Annotated in this window: 15 protein-coding genes; 9 read left to right on the forward strand and 6 right to left on the reverse strand. The window is 64.1% G+C overall.

Annotation, left to right across the window (positions count from 1 at the left end):
* Positions 1 to 7: 7 nt before the first annotated feature.
* Positions 8 to 289 (reverse strand): hypothetical protein, encoded by a 282-nt coding sequence (locus tag BLQ71_RS02680; protein WP_074620613.1) that lies wholly within the window; start codon positions 287 to 289, stop codon positions 8 to 10.
* Positions 286 to 3,063 carry a [protein-PII] uridylyltransferase family protein gene (locus tag BLQ71_RS02685; RefSeq protein ID WP_074620614.1) on the reverse strand — a complete coding sequence of 926 codons (2,778 nt, stop codon included), beginning with the start codon at positions 3,061 to 3,063 and terminating at the stop codon, positions 286 to 288. Before BLQ71_RS02685 ends, BLQ71_RS02680 begins: the two co-directional genes overlap by 4 nt.
* A 97-nt stretch (positions 3,064 to 3,160) precedes the next feature.
* On the opposite strand from BLQ71_RS02685, the gene BLQ71_RS02690 reads away from it, so the two are divergent.
* From BLQ71_RS02690 to BLQ71_RS02710, 5 genes are all read left to right on the forward strand, one after another.
* Positions 3,161 to 3,628 carry a YbaK/EbsC family protein gene (locus BLQ71_RS02690; RefSeq protein WP_043138766.1) on the forward strand — a complete coding sequence of 156 codons (468 nt, stop codon included), beginning with the start codon at positions 3,161 to 3,163 and terminating at the stop codon, positions 3,626 to 3,628.
* Positions 3,629 to 3,853: 225 nt separating this feature from the next.
* Positions 3,854 to 4,291 (forward strand): DUF2852 domain-containing protein, encoded by a 438-nt coding sequence (locus BLQ71_RS02695; RefSeq protein ID WP_043138764.1) that lies wholly within the window; start codon positions 3,854 to 3,856, stop codon positions 4,289 to 4,291.
* Between the two features lie 57 nt (positions 4,292 to 4,348).
* Complete coding sequence (locus tag BLQ71_RS02700) at positions 4,349 to 4,792, forward strand: RDD family protein (protein WP_229754896.1); 444 nt, start codon at positions 4,349 to 4,351, stop codon at positions 4,790 to 4,792.
* A 163-nt stretch (positions 4,793 to 4,955) separates the two neighbouring features.
* Complete coding sequence (locus BLQ71_RS02705) at positions 4,956 to 5,768, forward strand: arginyltransferase (protein WP_043138761.1); 813 nt, start codon at positions 4,956 to 4,958, stop codon at positions 5,766 to 5,768.
* Positions 5,769 to 5,936: 168 nt separating this feature from the next.
* On the forward strand, positions 5,937 to 6,170 hold the full coding sequence (locus BLQ71_RS02710; RefSeq protein WP_069208878.1) for a hypothetical protein: 234 nt from the start codon (positions 5,937 to 5,939) through the stop codon (positions 6,168 to 6,170).
* Between the two features lie 97 nt (positions 6,171 to 6,267).
* On the opposite strand, the gene BLQ71_RS02715 is transcribed toward BLQ71_RS02710, so the two are convergent.
* The 3 genes from BLQ71_RS02715 to BLQ71_RS02725 form a co-directional block, all read right to left on the reverse strand.
* Positions 6,268 to 8,622: a TRAP transporter large permease subunit gene (locus tag BLQ71_RS02715; protein WP_074620615.1), complete on the reverse strand. Its 2,355-nt coding sequence runs from the start codon at positions 8,620 to 8,622 to the stop codon at positions 6,268 to 6,270.
* 11 nt (positions 8,623 to 8,633) lie between these two features.
* The gene (locus BLQ71_RS02720; RefSeq protein ID WP_074620682.1) at positions 8,634 to 9,587 is read right to left on the reverse strand and encodes a TRAP transporter small permease subunit; all 954 of its coding nucleotides are present in this window, start codon (positions 9,585 to 9,587) and stop codon (positions 8,634 to 8,636) included.
* Positions 9,588 to 9,742: 155 nt separating this feature from the next.
* Positions 9,743 to 10,825 carry a TRAP transporter substrate-binding protein gene (locus tag BLQ71_RS02725; protein ID WP_043138754.1) on the reverse strand — a complete coding sequence of 361 codons (1,083 nt, stop codon included), beginning with the start codon at positions 10,823 to 10,825 and terminating at the stop codon, positions 9,743 to 9,745.
* A 241-nt stretch (positions 10,826 to 11,066) separates the two neighbouring features.
* Between BLQ71_RS02725 and BLQ71_RS02730 the strand changes: the two genes are divergently transcribed.
* Together BLQ71_RS02730 and BLQ71_RS02735 are read left to right on the forward strand one after the other, a co-directional pair.
* Positions 11,067 to 12,476: a cache domain-containing protein gene (locus tag BLQ71_RS02730; protein WP_043138751.1), complete on the forward strand. Its 1,410-nt coding sequence runs from the start codon at positions 11,067 to 11,069 to the stop codon at positions 12,474 to 12,476.
* Positions 12,473 to 13,117 (forward strand): response regulator transcription factor, encoded by a 645-nt coding sequence (locus tag BLQ71_RS02735; RefSeq protein WP_043138750.1) that lies wholly within the window; start codon positions 12,473 to 12,475, stop codon positions 13,115 to 13,117. The genes BLQ71_RS02730 and BLQ71_RS02735 overlap by 4 nt, the downstream gene beginning before the upstream one ends.
* 18 nt (positions 13,118 to 13,135) lie before the next feature.
* Here the strand turns inward: BLQ71_RS02735 and BLQ71_RS02740 are convergent, their stop codons facing one another.
* Entirely contained in the window at positions 13,136 to 13,345 is a 210-nt protein-coding gene (locus tag BLQ71_RS02740) for a hypothetical protein (protein ID WP_074620616.1), read from the reverse strand.
* Between the two features lie 481 nt (positions 13,346 to 13,826).
* On the opposite strand from BLQ71_RS02740, the gene BLQ71_RS02745 reads away from it, so the two are divergent.
* Positions 13,827 to 15,581, forward strand: a complete 1,755-nt coding sequence (locus BLQ71_RS02745; RefSeq protein ID WP_043138742.1) for an acetolactate synthase 3 large subunit — start codon at positions 13,827 to 13,829, stop codon at positions 15,579 to 15,581.
* Between the two features lie 205 nt (positions 15,582 to 15,786).
* Positions 15,787 to 16,767, forward strand: coding sequence for an acyltransferase family protein (locus BLQ71_RS02750; protein ID WP_083342125.1), 981 nt, complete (start codon positions 15,787 to 15,789; stop codon positions 16,765 to 16,767).
* The last annotated feature ends 11 nt before the right edge of the window (positions 16,768 to 16,778 follow it).

The following is a 16,778-nucleotide window of genomic DNA, read 5'->3' on the forward strand; positions in this document are numbered from 1 at the left end:
ACCCCGCTCAGGCCTCGCCCGACGGGCGGGGCCGTGACTTCCAGCCGCCCCGGCGGCGCGGCTTTTGCGCCTGTTCCAGCCCCTCGCGCAGTACCTGTGTCATCGGGTGGTCGGCGTTTTCACCGTAACGCGCCAAGAAGCCGCCGATCAGCACCTGCATGTCGGCCCCATCCGGCGCCGACAACGCCCAGTCCAGGAAGATCGACCGGCATTCTTCTGCCGTCAGCCCCTCCATCGCGTAGGCTTCCACCATCAGGCCCTTGGGGTCGCTTGCATCACCCTTGCTCATGTCTCGCTCTCCGGTTCCGGCAGCACTTTGCCGATGATTTCTGCCGCGCGGCCCGCCTGTCTCTCGAGGTCCGCCCGCATGCTTTCCATGTCCGGGGCCTCTGCCAGGCGCAACAGGAAGGTGCAGCCGCCAAGGCCCAGTTTCTCCGGGTCGATCGCCTCTTCGCTGACCAGTCTTGCCCCGATCTGCAAAGACCAGAACAGCTCGTAGGCGGCGATCAAAGCGGTGCGATCCGCCTCGTCCAGCCACTTGGCCAGCCGCAGCGCGCGGGGCGCCTCGCGCACCGCGCGCCCCGCCTCGAGCGCGCAAAGCTGCGCGAACAACTCGATGTCCTGCAGGCGCCCCGGGCCGATCTTGGCATCCAGCGGTCCGCCCGGCCCCTTGGCCGCGGCGATCCGCGCACGCATCTCGGCCACGCCGCGCCGAACCTCCTGCACGTCTCGGGCCTTGCCGATGACCTCCTTGCGCAGCGCCTCGACGTCCTCGGCCAGTTCCACCGGCCCCGCGACCACCCGTGCCCGTGTCAGCGCAAGGTGTTCCCAGACCCAGGCCTCTTCGCGCTGGTAGCTCTGGAACGAGGCCCAGGACGTTGCCACCGGCCCCTGGTTGCCCGAGGGCCGCAGCCGCATGTCGATCTCGTAGAGCTTGCCTTCGGACATGGCCGCGGTCATCGCGGTGATCAGCGCCTGCGTCAGCCGGGCGTAATAGGTGCGGCTGGCCAGCGGCTTGCGGCCCTCCGAGGCCTCGACGCCCTCGGCATCGTAGATCACGATCACGTCGAGGTCGGAGCGCGCGTGCTGGCGCCGCGCCCCCAGCGAGCCCATGCCCAGCACAACCGCGCCGCGCCCCGGCGGGGTGCCGTGTTTTTCGGCGAACATCTTCTGGACCTCTGGCCAGACGGCGGCCAGCGAGGCGCCCGCCAGGTCCGCATAGGCCTTGCCCGCTTCTTCCGGCCCCATCAGTCCGCGCAAGAGGTGCACGCCGATGCGGAAATGCCAGTCCTTGGCCCAGCGGCGGGCGGCGTCCAGCTTGCGCTCGTAATCCCCGGCCTCTTGCAGTTGCGCAACCAGCGCCGCCCGCAACGCATCCGGGCCCGGCCAGTCGCTGAAGAAATCACCCGCGATCACCGCGTCGAAAACACTGGCATTGCGCGACAGGTAGCGCGCCAGGTCCGGCGAGGTCCCGACGATGTCCACAAGCAGGTCGATCAACTGGTGATTGGCCTCGAAGAGCGAGAACAGCTGCACACCGGCGGGCAACCCAGCCAGGAAACTGTCAAAGGCCTTCAGTGCCTCTTCGGGGCGGTCGGTCTGGCCCAGCCGACGCAGGATCTCGGGGCGCAGGCGTTCAAAGATGGTGACCGCCCGCTGCGAGCGCAGGCAAGGATAGTTGAGCCAGCGCCCCGGCACCGGGCTGTCGGCAAAGACCTCGGGCACCTCCTGGTCCTTGCCGCTGCCGGGGGCAAAGAAACCCTCGGTCAGGTCGTGGACCTCGGTCAGGCGATCGGTCAGTTCGCGCTTGACCTCTGCAAGGTCGCGCCCCATCAGGCAGGCCAGCCGTTCCATCCCCTCGGGGGATTTCGGCAGGTCGTGGGTTTGTGCGTCGCCGATCATCTGGATGCGGTGTTCGACTTCACGGTGGGCCCGGTAGTGCCCGCTCAGCACCCTGGCGACGTCGCCCGGAATCCAGCCCTTGTCCGCCAAACGCCCCAACCCCTCGACCGTGCCGCGCACGCGCAACTCTGGGTCGCGCCCGCCGGCGATCAGCTGCCGGGTCTGGGTAAAGAACTCGATCTCGCGGATGCCGCCGCGCCCCAGTTTCATGTTATGGCCGGGAAGGCTGATGCCGCCGCCCAGGCCCTTGTGCTCGCGGATGCGCAGGCGCATGTCATGCGCGTCCTGGATGGCCGCGAAATCCAGGTGCTTGCGCCAGACGAAAGGGGTCAGAACCTCCAGGAACCGCGCGCCGGCATCCATATCACCGGCCGAGGGGCGCGCCTTGATATAGGCGGCCCGTTCCCAGGTGCGCCCGACGCTTTCGTAATAGCGTTCCGCCGCCTCCATCGCCATGCAGACCGGCGTCACCGCCGGATCGGGGCGCAGCCGCAGATCGGTGCGAAAGACATAGCCTTCGCCTGTCAGGTCGTTCAGCGTTGCGGCCATCTTGCGCGTCGCCCTAACCAGGCTGGCGCGCGCCTCGTGGTAGTCGTCCGGGTCGTACTGCTGTTCGTCGAAAAGGCAGATCAGGTCGATGTCCGAGGAGTAATTCAGCTCTCCGGCGCCCATCTTGCCCATCGCCAGCGCGACCATGCCACCCGCCGTGGCAATGTCATCCTCGGTCTTGCCGGGCAGCTTGCCGCGCGTGATCTCGGGCGTGATCGCCGCACGCAGCGCCAGCGAGACCGACAGGTCCGCGAACTCGCTGAGTGTCCCCGTGACCTGTTCCAGTTCCCAGGCGCCGGACAGGTCGCACAGTGCGATCAGCAGCGCCATCCGTCGCTTGGCCTGCCGCAATGCCACGCCGATCTGGGCCGGTGTCACTTTGTCGAGATCGGCGTACAAGGCCCTGACCGCGCCTTCCGGGTCCATGACCGCGCCTTCCAGCCAGCCCGCCTCCTTGCCGATGAGGCCCCGCAGGTAGGGGCTTGATCCGCCCGTGCCTTTGATGAGTTCGGCCATTGCCCCCGCGGCCCAGGGACAGTCTTCCAATGCCTCGGTGCCCCGGTCGGGTTCGAAGGCACGCGGCGTGCGGGTCATGCGTCGTTCCAGCGTCATGGCGGCAGATGGCCACCAAACGCGACCGAGCGCAACTCCCTTGCAGCCGCTCCGCCCCTGTCCCAGTCTGCGCCCCGAAGCAGCAGGGACCAGGGTGATGAGCAAGAGTTTGAAACGTGTCCGCAAGGCGCTCGAGGATGCGGGGCTGGCCCATGAAATCCGCGAGGTCGGCCAGGCGCGCACCGCGCAGGAAGCCGCCGACAGCGTCGGCTGCCACCTCGACCAGATCGCCAAGTCGATCATCTTTCGCGCCGAAGACAGCGGCGAGGCGGTGCTCTTCCTGACCGCCGGTGGCAACAAGGTCTGCGCCGAGAAGGCCACGGCCCTGGCGGGTGAACCCCTGGGCAAGGCGGATGCCACGCTGATCCGCGCCCAGACCGGCTTTGCCATTGGCGGCGTGTCCCCGGTTGGTCACTTGAATCCGATCCGCGCCTGGATTGATCCCCGGCTGCTGGAGTTCGAAGACGTCTGGGCCGCCGCCGGAACGCCCCGGCATGTCGTTGCAATGGATCCCCGAGAGCTGCCGCGCCTGACCGGGGCAGTCGAGGCCGATTTCACGCTTTGACCGGCGCCGGAACCGCGGCCTTGCGTCGTTTGTGCGGGAAACTTCCGTCGGGAAGACGGTCAGGGGGCATTCAGGTGGCCGCCGATTTTCATAATAAGTAACTGATATAAATTGTGATTATGGATAATGTAAAAAACATTCACATCGCCCCTTGAAAGCCCCGGACCAAACTCCGATCTGATGTAATGTGAAAGGCATTCACATAACGAACAAACGGAGAGAGACATGACCACCGCCGCTTATACGAGCCACCTGCCCGCCAATGCCGGCTGGTTCGCACGGGCCGAGGCATGGCTGGATCACAAGGGGAAAGGCGCATGGATCGCGGCAATGGTCCTGGGCTTCATCTTCTTCTGGCCCGTCGGCCTTGCCCTTCTCGCCTACATGATCTGGAGCAAACGCATGTTCAGCAAGTCCTGCCGCACCGCCTCGCGTCACCATGAGGGCCGCAAGGCCGCCTGGGCCGCGATGAAACCCTCGGGCAACAGCGCCTTCGACGCCTACAAGGCCGATACGCTGCGCCGCCTCGAAGCGGAACAGGAGGCTTTCGAACAGTTCCTGGAACGCCTCCGCGAAGCCAAGGACAAGTCCGAGTTCGACCAGTTCATGGACGACCGCGAGCGCCGGGCCAAGGCCGAGGCCGACGAATCCGAAAACGCCTGATCGACCGGGCGCCCCTGCTTCGGGGGCGCCCTGCCCTTTACCTCGCTGGAGCCAACGATGTATTCCGACACCATGTCCCACCTGCCCGACCCTGACCGCCAGGCGGCCTTTTACGATGGCGTGACCGTCAAGCGCGGCTTGGCTTGGGTGGTGGACACCGTGCTGATTTCTCTGATTACCCTGCCCATCGCCGTCTTTTCCATCGTCGGCCTGTTCATGTTGCCGCTGATGTTCCTGGTGATCGGGTTTCTCTACCGATGGATGAGCATCGCCGGAAAATCCTCGACCCCCGGAATGCGGCTGATGAACATCGAATTCCGCAATGCCTGGGGCGAACGCTTTGACGGCGGAGAGGCCTTCCTGCACACGCTGGGCTATACGTTGATCGCAACCACGGTGATTCTGCAGATTGCCTCGATCGTGCTGATGTTCGTCAGCGAGCGGGGCCAGGGCCTGCACGACATGGTATTGGGCACCGTCGCCCTGAACCGTCGCGCCTGAGGCAACAGAAGCGCCCCTGGCGCGGGATTTATCCCGCCAGGAGCGCTGTTTACCAAGAATTCGGAAAGGCCCCGCCGTTGCGGGGGCTTGCCGTGTCGAAAGGCTTGGCGCGCGGCGGGATCGTTGTTACCGTTTCGTTAAATTTGACGAAGGTATCCGCTCGATGCGTCACTCGCTTCCGCTTGCACCGCAGTTCTACGTCACTGCTCCCCAGCCTTGCCCGTACCTTGCGGACAGGATGGAACGGAAGCTGTTTACTGCCCTGCAAGGAGATGCCGCGCAAAAACTGAACGACTCCCTGTCCAAGCAGGGTTTCCGCCGGTCACAGAACGTCCTGTACCGGCCATCCTGCGCCGATTGCGCGGCCTGCCTGTCGGCCCGGATCGACGTCACGCGCTTTCAGCCCACGCGCAACCAGCGCAAGGTCATCAAGCGCAACGCGGGTCTCGAACGCCGCGCCACCAGCCCTTGGGCGACGGAGGAGCAATACGACCTGTTCCGCCGCTACCTGGATGCGCGCCATGCCGATGGTGGCATGGCCGACATGGACGTGTTCGAGTTTGCGGCCATGATCGAGGAAACACCGATCCGCAGCCGCGTGATCGAGTATTTCGATCCCGAGAGCGACAAGCTGGTGGCGACCTGCCTGACCGATATGCTCGATGACGGTCTGTCGATGGTCTATTCCTTCTACGAACCGGACATGGCACGCCGGTCGCTGGGAAAATGGATGATCCTCGATCATATCGAGATCGCGCGCGAGGCGGGCCTGCCTTACGTCTACCTGGGCTACTGGGTGCCGGGCAGCGACAAGATGGGTTACAAGGCCGAGTTCGACGCGCTGGAGATCTACCGGCGCGGGGTCTGGGAACGGCTCGAGAACGCCAGCGATTTCTCCTCGGATACGCATCCGCTGTCGACCGATCCCATCGCCGAGCAGGTCGCGAACATCTCTTTCCCCGACACGCGCGGCTGAGAGCTGGTCAAGGGTTTGTGAACTGATCCGCCCGCTTCGCTGGTGGACAAGAAATGTCGGCAATAGACGCAATTCTTGGTTGCGCTAACCTATCAATGCGTGCATCCCCTCAAATTTGACCAAGCGGTAAAAACCCATACCGGGACAAGCCGCAAGAGGACCGATCGGATGCCATCTCACCAAGATCAGCTGCGCACTCTCCTGAACGCGCTGGAATCCTGCGACCTGGAAACCCGAATAGACGTCGTCCGCGAGGTGGCCGTCCCGCTGCTGGAACACCTGGGCTATTCGCTGGCCCGCGATGCGGCGGCAACGGCGGCTTCTTCGGCCTTCATCCTGGCAGCCGACCTGGAAAAGCGGCTGGCCAAGATCGGCTCCATGATCTCGGATGACGACGCCTAGACCGGCGCCGCATCCTTGGAATCGTCCGGACATCAAAAGGGCGGGCCCACTGGCCCGCCCTTTGTGTTTTCGGCATTTCTCGCGCCCGTGTCCCGGATCAGTGTCCCAGGATGGCCGGCACGATGGTCACGATCCCCGGGAACAGCGCCAGGATCGCCAGTCCGACAACCTGGATCAGCACGAAGGGGATCACCCCGCGATAGATATGGCCGGTCGTGACTTCCTTGGGGGCGACCCCGCGCAGGTAGAACAGCGCGAAGCCGAACGGCGGTGTCAGGAAGGAGGTCTGCAGGTTCACCGCGATCATGATCGTCACCCATTTCGGATCGAAATGCGCGCCGTAGATCACCGGCCCGACGATCGGGATCACGATGTAGATGATCTCGAGGAAGTCGAGCACGAAGCCCAGGATGAACAGGATGATCATCACGATGATGAAGGCCGTGCGCGGATCGTCGTAGCTGCGCAGGAAGTCCTGGATGTATTCTTCTCCCCCAAAGGAGATGACCACCAGGTTCAGCAGCTGCGAGGCCACGAGGATGGTAAAGACCATCGAGGTCACCTTGGCCGTCTCCCGCACCGCCGGTGTCAGAACCCCGGACCGGAACAGCACCCAGCAGCTGAACAGAAGCCCGAAGAAGGCATAGAGCCAGCAGGCATAGGCAAAGAGGAAGGCAAGCCAGGTCGCGCCACTGACCTCTTCGACGTTGATCCGCAGGTCAAAATTGACGCCGGTCAGGATCATCAGGATCACCGCGAGGGTCGACCAGATGATGATGCGCGGGCTGCGATCTTCTTCCGACAGCTTGCGATAGGCGGCCAGCATGATGGCCCCTGCCGCCCCCAGCGCCGCGGCGGGCGTCGGGTTGGTGATGCCGCCAAGGATCGAACCCAGCACCGCCACGATCAGGACCAGCGGCGGGAAGACCACGCGCAACAGCTCGTTCCTGGACAAGAGCTTCATCGCGTAGACGCAGCCATAGATCGTGATGGCCCAGGGCAGGACCATCAACACGACGGTCAGCATCGCCGAACTCGTCGGTCCGATCAGCAGGATGTCCACCACCAGGCCCAGGATGATCCCCACCGCCCCGATCTGCAGTGGCAGCGGGTTCGACGAGGGCGAAACGCCCCGCGCCACGGCCAGGATCAGGCCAAAGATCACCGCCAAAGTCGCGATCCCGGTGCCGATGGGTGCCGCGTTGGCGATCTTTTCGGCCTGCAGCTCGGCGATGCGATCGTCGCTCAGACGGGTGCTTTGCTGAGCACCGCCCTGGGCGTCGATCTCGGCCTGTTCGGCCACCGCCCTGTCCCAAGCCGCCTGACCATGCAGGTCGATCATCGAGGCCTTGCACTGGTCCGAGACATTGGTGCGCAGCGAGGCGGCGTCACCGGTTTCCGAGAAGCTGTCGACCTTGACCGACTGGCTGCCGACCATGCCGACCTCTGCCAGCAGGATCGTGCCCGCGATGAGCGCGATGGGCACACCGAGGTACCAGGTAAAGGCCTCACCCCGGGTGACCGGTTCGCCCTCGCCGCCGTCCAGCGTGACCGCCGGCGCCTTGGAGGGGTTCAGCATCGCGTAGCCAAAGGCATAGAGCGCATAGAGCAGCGCCAGCAGGATCCCCGGCAGCAGGGCCGCCTGGAACAGCGTACCGACCGATACCACCGCCGGTTCGCCAAGGAAGGTCAGCGCGTCGGAACAGCCGGCCAGTTGTGCCCGGTCTTCCTGTGCCGCGGAATAGAGATCCCCCGCCAGCGTGCCCAGGAGAACGATAACGATGGAGGGGGGGATGATCTGCCCCAGCGTCCCGGAGGCCGCAATGACCCCGGTCGCCAGTTCCGGCGCATAGTTGTTGCGCAGCATGGTGGGCAGGGCCAGCAGGCCCATCGTTACCACGGTGGCGCCGACGATCCCGGTCGAGGCGGCCAGGAAGGCGCCGACGACGACGATGCTGACGGCCAGACCGCCCGGCAACGGGCCAAAGACGCGTGCCATCGTGGTTAGTAGGTCGTTGGCGATCTTCGAGCGTTCCAGCACGATGCCCATCAGGACGAACATCAAGACTGCCAGCAGCGTCTCGATCGACTGACCTGCGATCACCCGTTCGTTGATCCGGTTGACGATGAACGAGACGTTGCGGTCCATCGCGGTTTCCCACCCCTGCGGGAACACCGGCACCTCGACCCTTGGCAATTCCGGGTATCGGAAGATCGAGATCGCCTTCTCGTTGGCCCCGCTGGCAAGCAGGGCATTGTACGCCTCCGACCCGGTGTCGATGGCCTGGTGTATCAGCAGACCCGCGCTATCGAGGGCCGCGATGATCCCGAAGGAAATGATCCCCGCGCCGCCGATGGCAAAGGCCACCGGAAAGCCCGACAGGATCGCCGAAAAGAGCGTCAGAAAGACGATGATCAGGCCGATCTCGACGCCATCCAATCCAAACAACATGCGCCTGCCTCTCAGAATTCCGCGTGGTCGTAGGGCTCTTCGCCCGCTTCAAGCTGGTCTTGGTCGAGGTATTTTCCCGCCGATTCCTCGCCCTCCTTCCACTCGAGGAACGAGCGGTAGAAGAAGGCCCAGGCCTGGATGAAGATCAGCGCCAGCATGACCGAGACCAGGATCTTGAACAGGAAGTAGGCGTTGAAGCCGTTGGGGCTGAAACCGATGGTCTCGATGTTCCAGCGCACCGCGCGCGCCTTGAGCAGCAGACGGTCCAGCCCGTCCGAGGCCGAGGGTTTGGGCACGATCAGGTGTCGCCACATGAAGAACCAGGCATACATCCAGATCAGCGTCGCGACCGGGATCATGAAGAAAAGCGAGCCGAACATGTCGATCATCCGCTTGACCCGGTGGCTGACCGCCGAATAGACCAGATCGACGCGGACATGCCCGCCCTGCACGAAAGTGTAGGTCAGGCACAGCGCGACAACCATCGCGTTGTAAAGCTTCAGCTCTTCGGCAAACCAGGACACATCGAACTGCACCGGGATGCCGAAGCCGATCGAGATGTCGGGCCGGGCAAAGATCCGTTGCATGAAGACGATCATCACCTGCTGCAACACCATGATCAGGCCCGCCCAGGCAAAGAAGCGCCCGACGGTATTGGCCATGCCCTCCAGCACCCGCACGGTGCCCCAGAGGAACCGGTTGCTGTAGAGCCCGGCCAGGAAGATCGCCAGGAAGAAGGTGAAAACCACAAAGAAGAACTCGACCGAGGCGCCGTAGTAGACGAAGCGCATCACCGCTTCCTTGTCTTCGGTCGTGTTCTCCCAGCTCAGCCAGTCCAGCCAGGCCATCGGATGCGATAACGCATAGCCAAGGTTCCAGAAGGCCAGGGCGATGTTTTCCACCACCCAGACCAGGAACCCGCCGATGGCGCCGAAGAACGAGCCCGTCGCGGCCTCTGCTTCCATCATGTCCCCCAAAATATCGGTCCGGCACCCTGGCCGGTATCACCAGGCGCCGCGCCAGTTCCGCGCGGCACAACGGCGGGGTTGGCGAAAACGCCGCCCGCCAATGCCGAAAAGGCCCCCGCGCTGCAAGGGCCTTTCCAGTGATCGGTGCGGGATCAGCCCAGCACGCGGTCGCGCTGCGCGACGTAGGTGCCCGAGGATGTCTTGATCCAGGCCGAGGACGACTTCATCGAGGCCATCGCGCTGTCGTGGATGCGCTTGTACAGGTCGTCGCCCATGTTTTCCGCGTGGACCTCAGCCGAGGCCTTGCCGAAGGCGTCCCAGACGCTGTCGGGGAATTCGCGGATGGTCACGCCCGAGGACTGCAGACGCTGCAGGGCGGCACCGTTGGCGGACAGGAACTGTCCCAGGTTCCACTGGTGCGCTTCGGCAGAGGCGATCTCGACGATCTTCTGGTGCGCCGGCGACAGGCTGTCAAAGACGTCGCGGTTGGTGGCGACCGAAAGGCTTGCGCCCGGCTCGTGGAAACCGGCGGTGTAGTAGATCTTGGTGATCTCCTGGAAACCGGCCTTTTCGTCCGCCCAGGGGCCGATCCACTCGGTGCCGTCGATCGCGCCGGAGGACAGCGCCTGGTAGACTTCGCCGCCGGGGATGTTCTGGACCGATGCGCCCAGCTTGCCCAGGGCCTGGCCACCGAGGCCCGGCATCCGGAACTTGAGGCCGTTGAAGTCCTCGGGCCCGGTGATTTCGTTGCGGAACCAGCCGCCGGACTGCGCGCCGGTGTTGCCGCCGAGGAAGGACTTGAGGCCAAAGATCTGGCCCAGCTCGTCGTGCAGCTCCATGCCGCCGTCGAAGTAGTACCAGTTCACCTGTTCCTGAGCGGTCAGGCCGAAGGGCACGGCGGTGAAGAAGGCATAGCCCGGGTGCTGACCGACAAAGTAGTAGTCCGCACCGTGGTACATGTCGGCCTGACCGGCGGTCACGGCGTCGAAGACCTCGAACGCGCCGACCAGTTCGCCTGCGGCCTTGAGGTCGACGGTCAGCTGGCCGTCGGTCATCTCGGTGATGATGGTCGCAACACGCTCGGCGGCGTCATGCACACCGGCCAGGCCACGGCTCCAGGTGGTGACCATTGTCAGGGTGCGCTTGCCCTGCGCGTAGGCCGGGGCGGCCAGCGTCGAGGCGGCAGCAGCGCCGGCACCGAGGGTCGAGTTGCGAAGGAAAGAACGACGATCCATTGAAATCCTCCCAGATTTTGTTTCTGCACGGGGCTCCCCACCTCGCGCGGATCGGTTTGAGTGCGGGCACCCTAGGGTCTGATTCTGGAGTTGGGAATACCCAGTGCTACGGAGAGAGGCGGGAAAAACGGCTTGCCCTTGCGGAATGCGGGCAGGTTGCGGACCGCCCTTTCCCCGGGTTTTGCCCCGGAGGCGTGACCGGGGCTTTCCCATTGCCCCGCGCTTGTGGTTTCTTAAGGTCATGTTCGCGCGCTTCCGCCTTACCTACGGGCAAAAGCTCTTTCTGCTGGCCAGCCTGCCGCTGGTGCTGGCGGTTTCGGCCATTGCGCTGCTGGTCGCCCAGCAGGCCCGCAGCCTGGCCGAACGCGAGATCCACGGACTGGAGACGCAGTTGCTGGCCGCCAAGAAGCGGGAATTGCGCAACTACGTCACCCAGGCGCGCAACGGCTTCTACTTTGTCTACGGGTCTGCCGCACCGGACGACGAAATCGCCAAGACACAGGTGCTGCAGATCCTGGCCGCGATGATCTATGGCGAAGAGGGCTTCTTCTTTGTCTACGACTACGACGGTCAGAACCTCGTCTCGCCCCGGCAGACCGACCTGATCAACACGAACCAGTGGAACCTCACCGACAGCGAGGGCACCTTTGTCGTTCAGGAATTCATCGAGACGGCCCGCCAGGGGGCGGGCTATGTCGATCACCTCTGGCCCAAGCCCTCGACCGGCGAGGAAGGCCGCATGGTGACTTATGTGCTGGGCCTGCAGGACTGGCGTTGGGCTGTGGGCACAGGCGTCTTTATCGACGACGTTCTGGGCAGTGTCGCCGCCTCGCGGGCCGAGGTCGAGGCCCGCGTGCAGCGCAATTTCATCTATATCGGGGCGATCACGCTGGGAGCGCTGCTGTTGGTCTTTGTCTCGGGGCTGGTGCTGAACCTCCGCGAAAGACGGCTGGCGGATGCCAAGCTGAAACAGCTGACCCAAAGGGTATTGGACGCGCAGGAAGAGGAACGCGGGCGCGTGGCGCGCGAATTGCACGACGGCATCAGCCAGATTCTCGTCGGGGTGAAATACGCGCTCGACATCGCCCGGCGAAGGGTCATGTCCGGCGATCCCCGCGCCGAGGAGACCCTCGCCAAGGGGGCCGACCACCTGGGTCAGGCGATCAACGAAGTGCGCCGGATCAGCCGCGACCTGCGGCCCGGCGTGCTGGACGACCTGGGCCTTGGCCCGGCCATCAAGGCGCTGGCCGAGGAATTCCGTCAGCGCACCGGCATCGAGACAGAGTTCACCACCGTCGTCTTTCGCAACCGGCTGGACCAGGAGGCCAAGATCGCCCTGTTCCGCATCGCGCAGGAGGCGCTGACGAACATCGAACGCCATTCCGGCGCCAGCCATGTGAGTATCGACATTCGGGGCCATCGCGCCGGGGCCACCCTGCGCGTTGCCGACAACGGAACCGGAATGCGCGACACGCCCGGCGCCGCGCGCGGGATAGGGCTGCGCAACATGCAGGAACGCATGGACCAGCTGAACGGAACGCTGCGCGTCTTGTCGTCCCGCGACGGCACGGTTATCGAGGCACAGGTGCCGCTGACCCACCTGCTGCCGCCCGAAGAAAGCGCCGACCCGCAACCGAAAGCCCGCGCATGACCCCTGCCCCCACCCGTGTCGTTGTTGTCGATGATCACCCGATGGTCGCCGAAGGGATCGAGGCGATCCTCGAAAGCTACGACGATGTCGACGTGATCGCCACACTTTCGGATGGTCAGACCATGATCGACCGTCTGGACAGCCTCTCTCCGGATGTCATCCTGATGGATCTCAACATGCCGGGCCTCGGCGGGCTGTCGGCAACCGAGATGATCCTGGAACGCCGCCCGGCAACGCGCATCCTGATCCTCTCCATGCATGACTCGCCCGAATACATCTCGACCGCGCTCAGCCACGGTGCGCGCGGCTATGTCCTCAAGGACGTGCCGACCGAAGAGATCAAGCGCGCCATAGACGTCGTGATGGTGGGAGAGAAATATCTCTGCCCCGGGGCCGAAGGTGCGCTGGCGCCGCGCGGGCAGGAACGCGAACAGCTGACGAACCGCGAACAGATGGTGCTGTTGCAACTGGCGCAGGGCAAATCGAACAAGGAAGTGGCGGGTGCGCTGGATATTTCCGTTCGTACGGTTGAAACCCACCGCAAGAACATCCGGCGCAAGCTGGGTGTCAGCAGCACCGCCGCGCTGATGCGCTATGCGCTGGAACACGGGGTCTTGCAGGGAACCGGCGCGAACCTCTGATCGCGCCACCCCGTCGGGTCAGAGGTCGACGCCAACCTTTTCGCGGTCGCATTCGTCCCAGAACTTGTAGACCATCGCCGGAATGATGCGCGCCTCCGACAGCTCAGGCCGGGTTTCCGCAACGCGGTTGGAAGGCACGCCGCCAAGCGCCGCCGCAAGGCCCATCAGCACAACAAGCGCCACGGCTTTGCAGATCGTGAAATCGCGGTAAAAAATGTTCTTTTTCATGTCGAGACCCTCGTCTCCTCCTGATGCGCCACCAGCATCGCCGATGACCCGGCTTCGCACAACTCACGTTGCCGCGCGCGATTGTTGCATTTCCTTCAGCAGGACCGCTGAACCGATGCGTTCGGGTTTGCCAGAGGTCTCATCCCTCCGGCAATTCCCGATTTGCGCATATCCGCACAGCATTTTTGCATAGACCGCTCTTTGTGCGCTTTTCCGTTTCGGGAAATTTTCGCAAAGCCGATGCCGCCCGGAACGAAATTTGCTTTCTTCCACTTCAACGGTTGACGCCTCGTGCCTCGCGCCATAGTGTCCCCGCGCGATGCAAAGGAGCCTCGGGCATGTCCACGCTAGTGGTAATTGTAGGAACAAGGCGCATGGGCCGGTAATCCGGAACCCTTCCAGGACCCCATGCGCCCCCGAACTGACCCTCGGGGGCTTTTTTGTGCGCAAACGTACAGTGTCGTGAACGGAGAACAATGCGATGACACGTCAGATGACCGGAGCGAAAATGGTGGTTCAGGCCCTCAAGGACCAGGGCGTGGACACGGTATTCGGCTATCCCGGCGGCGCTGTACTACCCATCTATGATGAGGTTTTTCAGCAGAACGACATCCAACACATCCTTGTTCGCCACGAACAGGGCGCGGTCCACGCCGCCGAGGGCTATGCCCGCGCGACCGGCAAGCCCGGTGTCGTTCTCGTCACCTCCGGCCCCGGGGCGACCAATGCCGTCACCGGGCTCACCGATGCCTTGATGGATTCGATCCCGATCGTCGTCCTGACGGGCCAGGTGCCGACCTTCATGATCGGCTCGGACGCCTTCCAGGAGGCCGATACCGTCGGCATCACCCGCCCCTGCACCAAGCACAACTGGCTGGTGAAGGACACCGCGCGGCTGTCGTCGACCATCCACGAGGCCTTTCACGTCGCCACCTCGGGCCGTCCCGGTCCGGTGCTGATCGACATTCCGAAGGACGTGCAGTTCGCCAGCGCGCAGTACCAGCCGATCCCGAAAACCTCGGTCAGCCACTATCAGCCGCAGGTCAAGGGCGACATGGAGATGATCGAGGCGCTGGTCGAGGCGATCGAGATGGCCGAGCGCCCGGTGTTCTATACCGGCGGCGGCGTCATCAACTCGGGGCCCGCGGCCAGCCAGCTGTTGCGGGAACTGGTGGATGCCACCGGCTTTCCAATCACCTCGACGCTGATGGGCCTCGGCGCCTACCCGGCCTCTGGCCGTCACTGGCTGGGGATGCTGGGGATGCACGGTCTCTACGAGGCCAACCTGGCGATGCATGGCTGCGACCTGATGATCAACGTGGGCGCGCGGTTCGACGACCGGATCACCGGACGTATCGACGCCTTCAGCCCGAATTCGCACAAGGCGCATATCGACATCGACCCCTCGTCGATCAACAAGGTGATCAAGACCGACATCCCGATCATTGGCGACGTGGGCCATGTCCTTGAAGACGTGCTGAAGGTCTGGAAATCGCGCGGCCGCAAGGTCAACCGAGAGGCGCTGTCGAAATGGTGGTCGCAGATCGAGGAATGGCGCAAGGTCGATTGTCTCAAGTTCAAGCCCTCGGAAAACACGATCAAGCCGCAGCACGCGCTGGCCCGGCTCGAGGCGCTGACCAAGGGCCATGACCGCTACATCTGCACCGAGGTCGGTCAACACCAGATGTGGGCCGCGCAGTACCTTGGCTTCGAGGACCCCAACCGCTGGATGACCTCCGGTGGCTTGGGCACGATGGGCTACGGCTTCCCGGCCTCTGTCGGTGTTCAGGTGGCGCATCCCGATGCGCTGGTGATCAACGTCGCGGGCGAGGCGTCCTGGTTGATGAACATGCAGGAGATGGGCACTGCGGTTCAGTACCGCCTGCCGGTCAAGCAGTTCATCCTGAACAATGAACGCCTGGGCATGGTGCGCCAGTGGCAGCAACTCCTGCACGGTGAACGCTATTCCCATTCCTGGAGCGAGGCGCTGCCCGATTTCGTCAAGCTGGCCGAAGCCTTTGGCGCCAAGGGCATTCACTGCCAGGATCCCGCCGACCTTGACGACGCGATCATGGAAATGATCGAGTATGACGGGCCGGTGATCATGGATTGCCTTGTCGAGAAGCATGAGAACTGCTTCCCGATGATCCCCTCGGGCGAGCCGCACAACAAGATGCTGCTCGGCGACGCCAAGGCCACCAATGCCATCGCCGGCAAGGGGGCTGTGCTGGTCTGATCCGGTATACGCTGAACCAACAGGAGCGCGTCGGCCTCGGGGCCGGCGCGCTTTTTTTTGCCCGCCCGCCTTACGGTTGCGCCGGAGACACCGTCTTGTTGAAATCCATGACGGACCGCTATCCCGGCGCATTTTCGCCACCATCCCGGCATAACCGGACCAGCATGGCATCGAACCGATCTTCATACCGCGCGGAGGTGACAGGATGAGCGACCCAGCAGGCCGCTTGCACTGGCTGGACCGGGCCAAGGGCGCGGGCATCATCCTCGTGGTTTTCGGCCATGCCTGGCTCGGCGCGCAAGCGTCGGGGGTGCTGGCCCCGGGCACGCTGTTCCGCACCGTCGAGACGGTGATCTACAGCTTCCACATGCCCCTGTTCTTTCTGCTGTCCGGCGTCACCTTCGAGGCCTCGGCCCGCCGCCGTCCGCTGGTCCGGGGCATGAAGGACAAGGCGATCCGCCTGCTCTGGCCCCTGCTCTTGTGGACCTATGTCTTTGCCGGTTTTCGTTTTCTCGCCGGTGGCGCGGCGAACAATCCGGAGGGGTTGTCCGGCCTGCTGGTTTGGCCCCTGCCGCCGCGCGATCACCTGTGGTTCCTCTGGGCGCTGTTCCTGATCCAGGTGCTCGGTCTGCTTGTCGCGGTGCCGGGAAAGTCACCGCGCCCGGCCTGGCTCTGGCTGGTTCTCGCACTGGGTGCCGGCGGGCTGGTCTCGCTTCCCGGTTTGCCGCTGGGGCCGCTGACGGTGAACGCCGCGCTGCACCTGGGGATCTTTCTGCTGGGCATCTGGCTGGCACGACAACCGCCTCTGCCCTCGGGTCTGCCGGTGGCGCTGAAGGCAATGACGGTTTTCGTCGCGGTGCAACTGGTCAGCTTTGCCCTGCCCGAAACCGTGCTGGGCTTTCAGGTTGTCGCGGCGCTGCTCTCGCTCTGTTTCATCGTCATGATGAATGCCCCGCAGGGCGATGGCGGGCGTCTGGGCCGCGTGCTGGAACGGTTGGGGCAGCTCTCGATGCCGATCTACCTGGCACACACGCTGTTCACGGCTGCCACGCGGATCGTCCTGTTCAAGTTCACCACCGATGCCACGGTGCACCTGGTGATGGGCACCCTGGCCGGTCTGATCGGCCCTGTCCTGCTGTATTATGCCTTGCGCCGCATTGCGTCCCCACGGCTCCTCGGGTTCTGAGGGTCATCGAC

The organism is Antarctobacter albus (assembly GCF_900101505.1).
Taxonomy (GTDB): domain Bacteria; phylum Pseudomonadota; class Alphaproteobacteria; order Rhodobacterales; family Rhodobacteraceae; genus Antarctobacter; species Antarctobacter albus.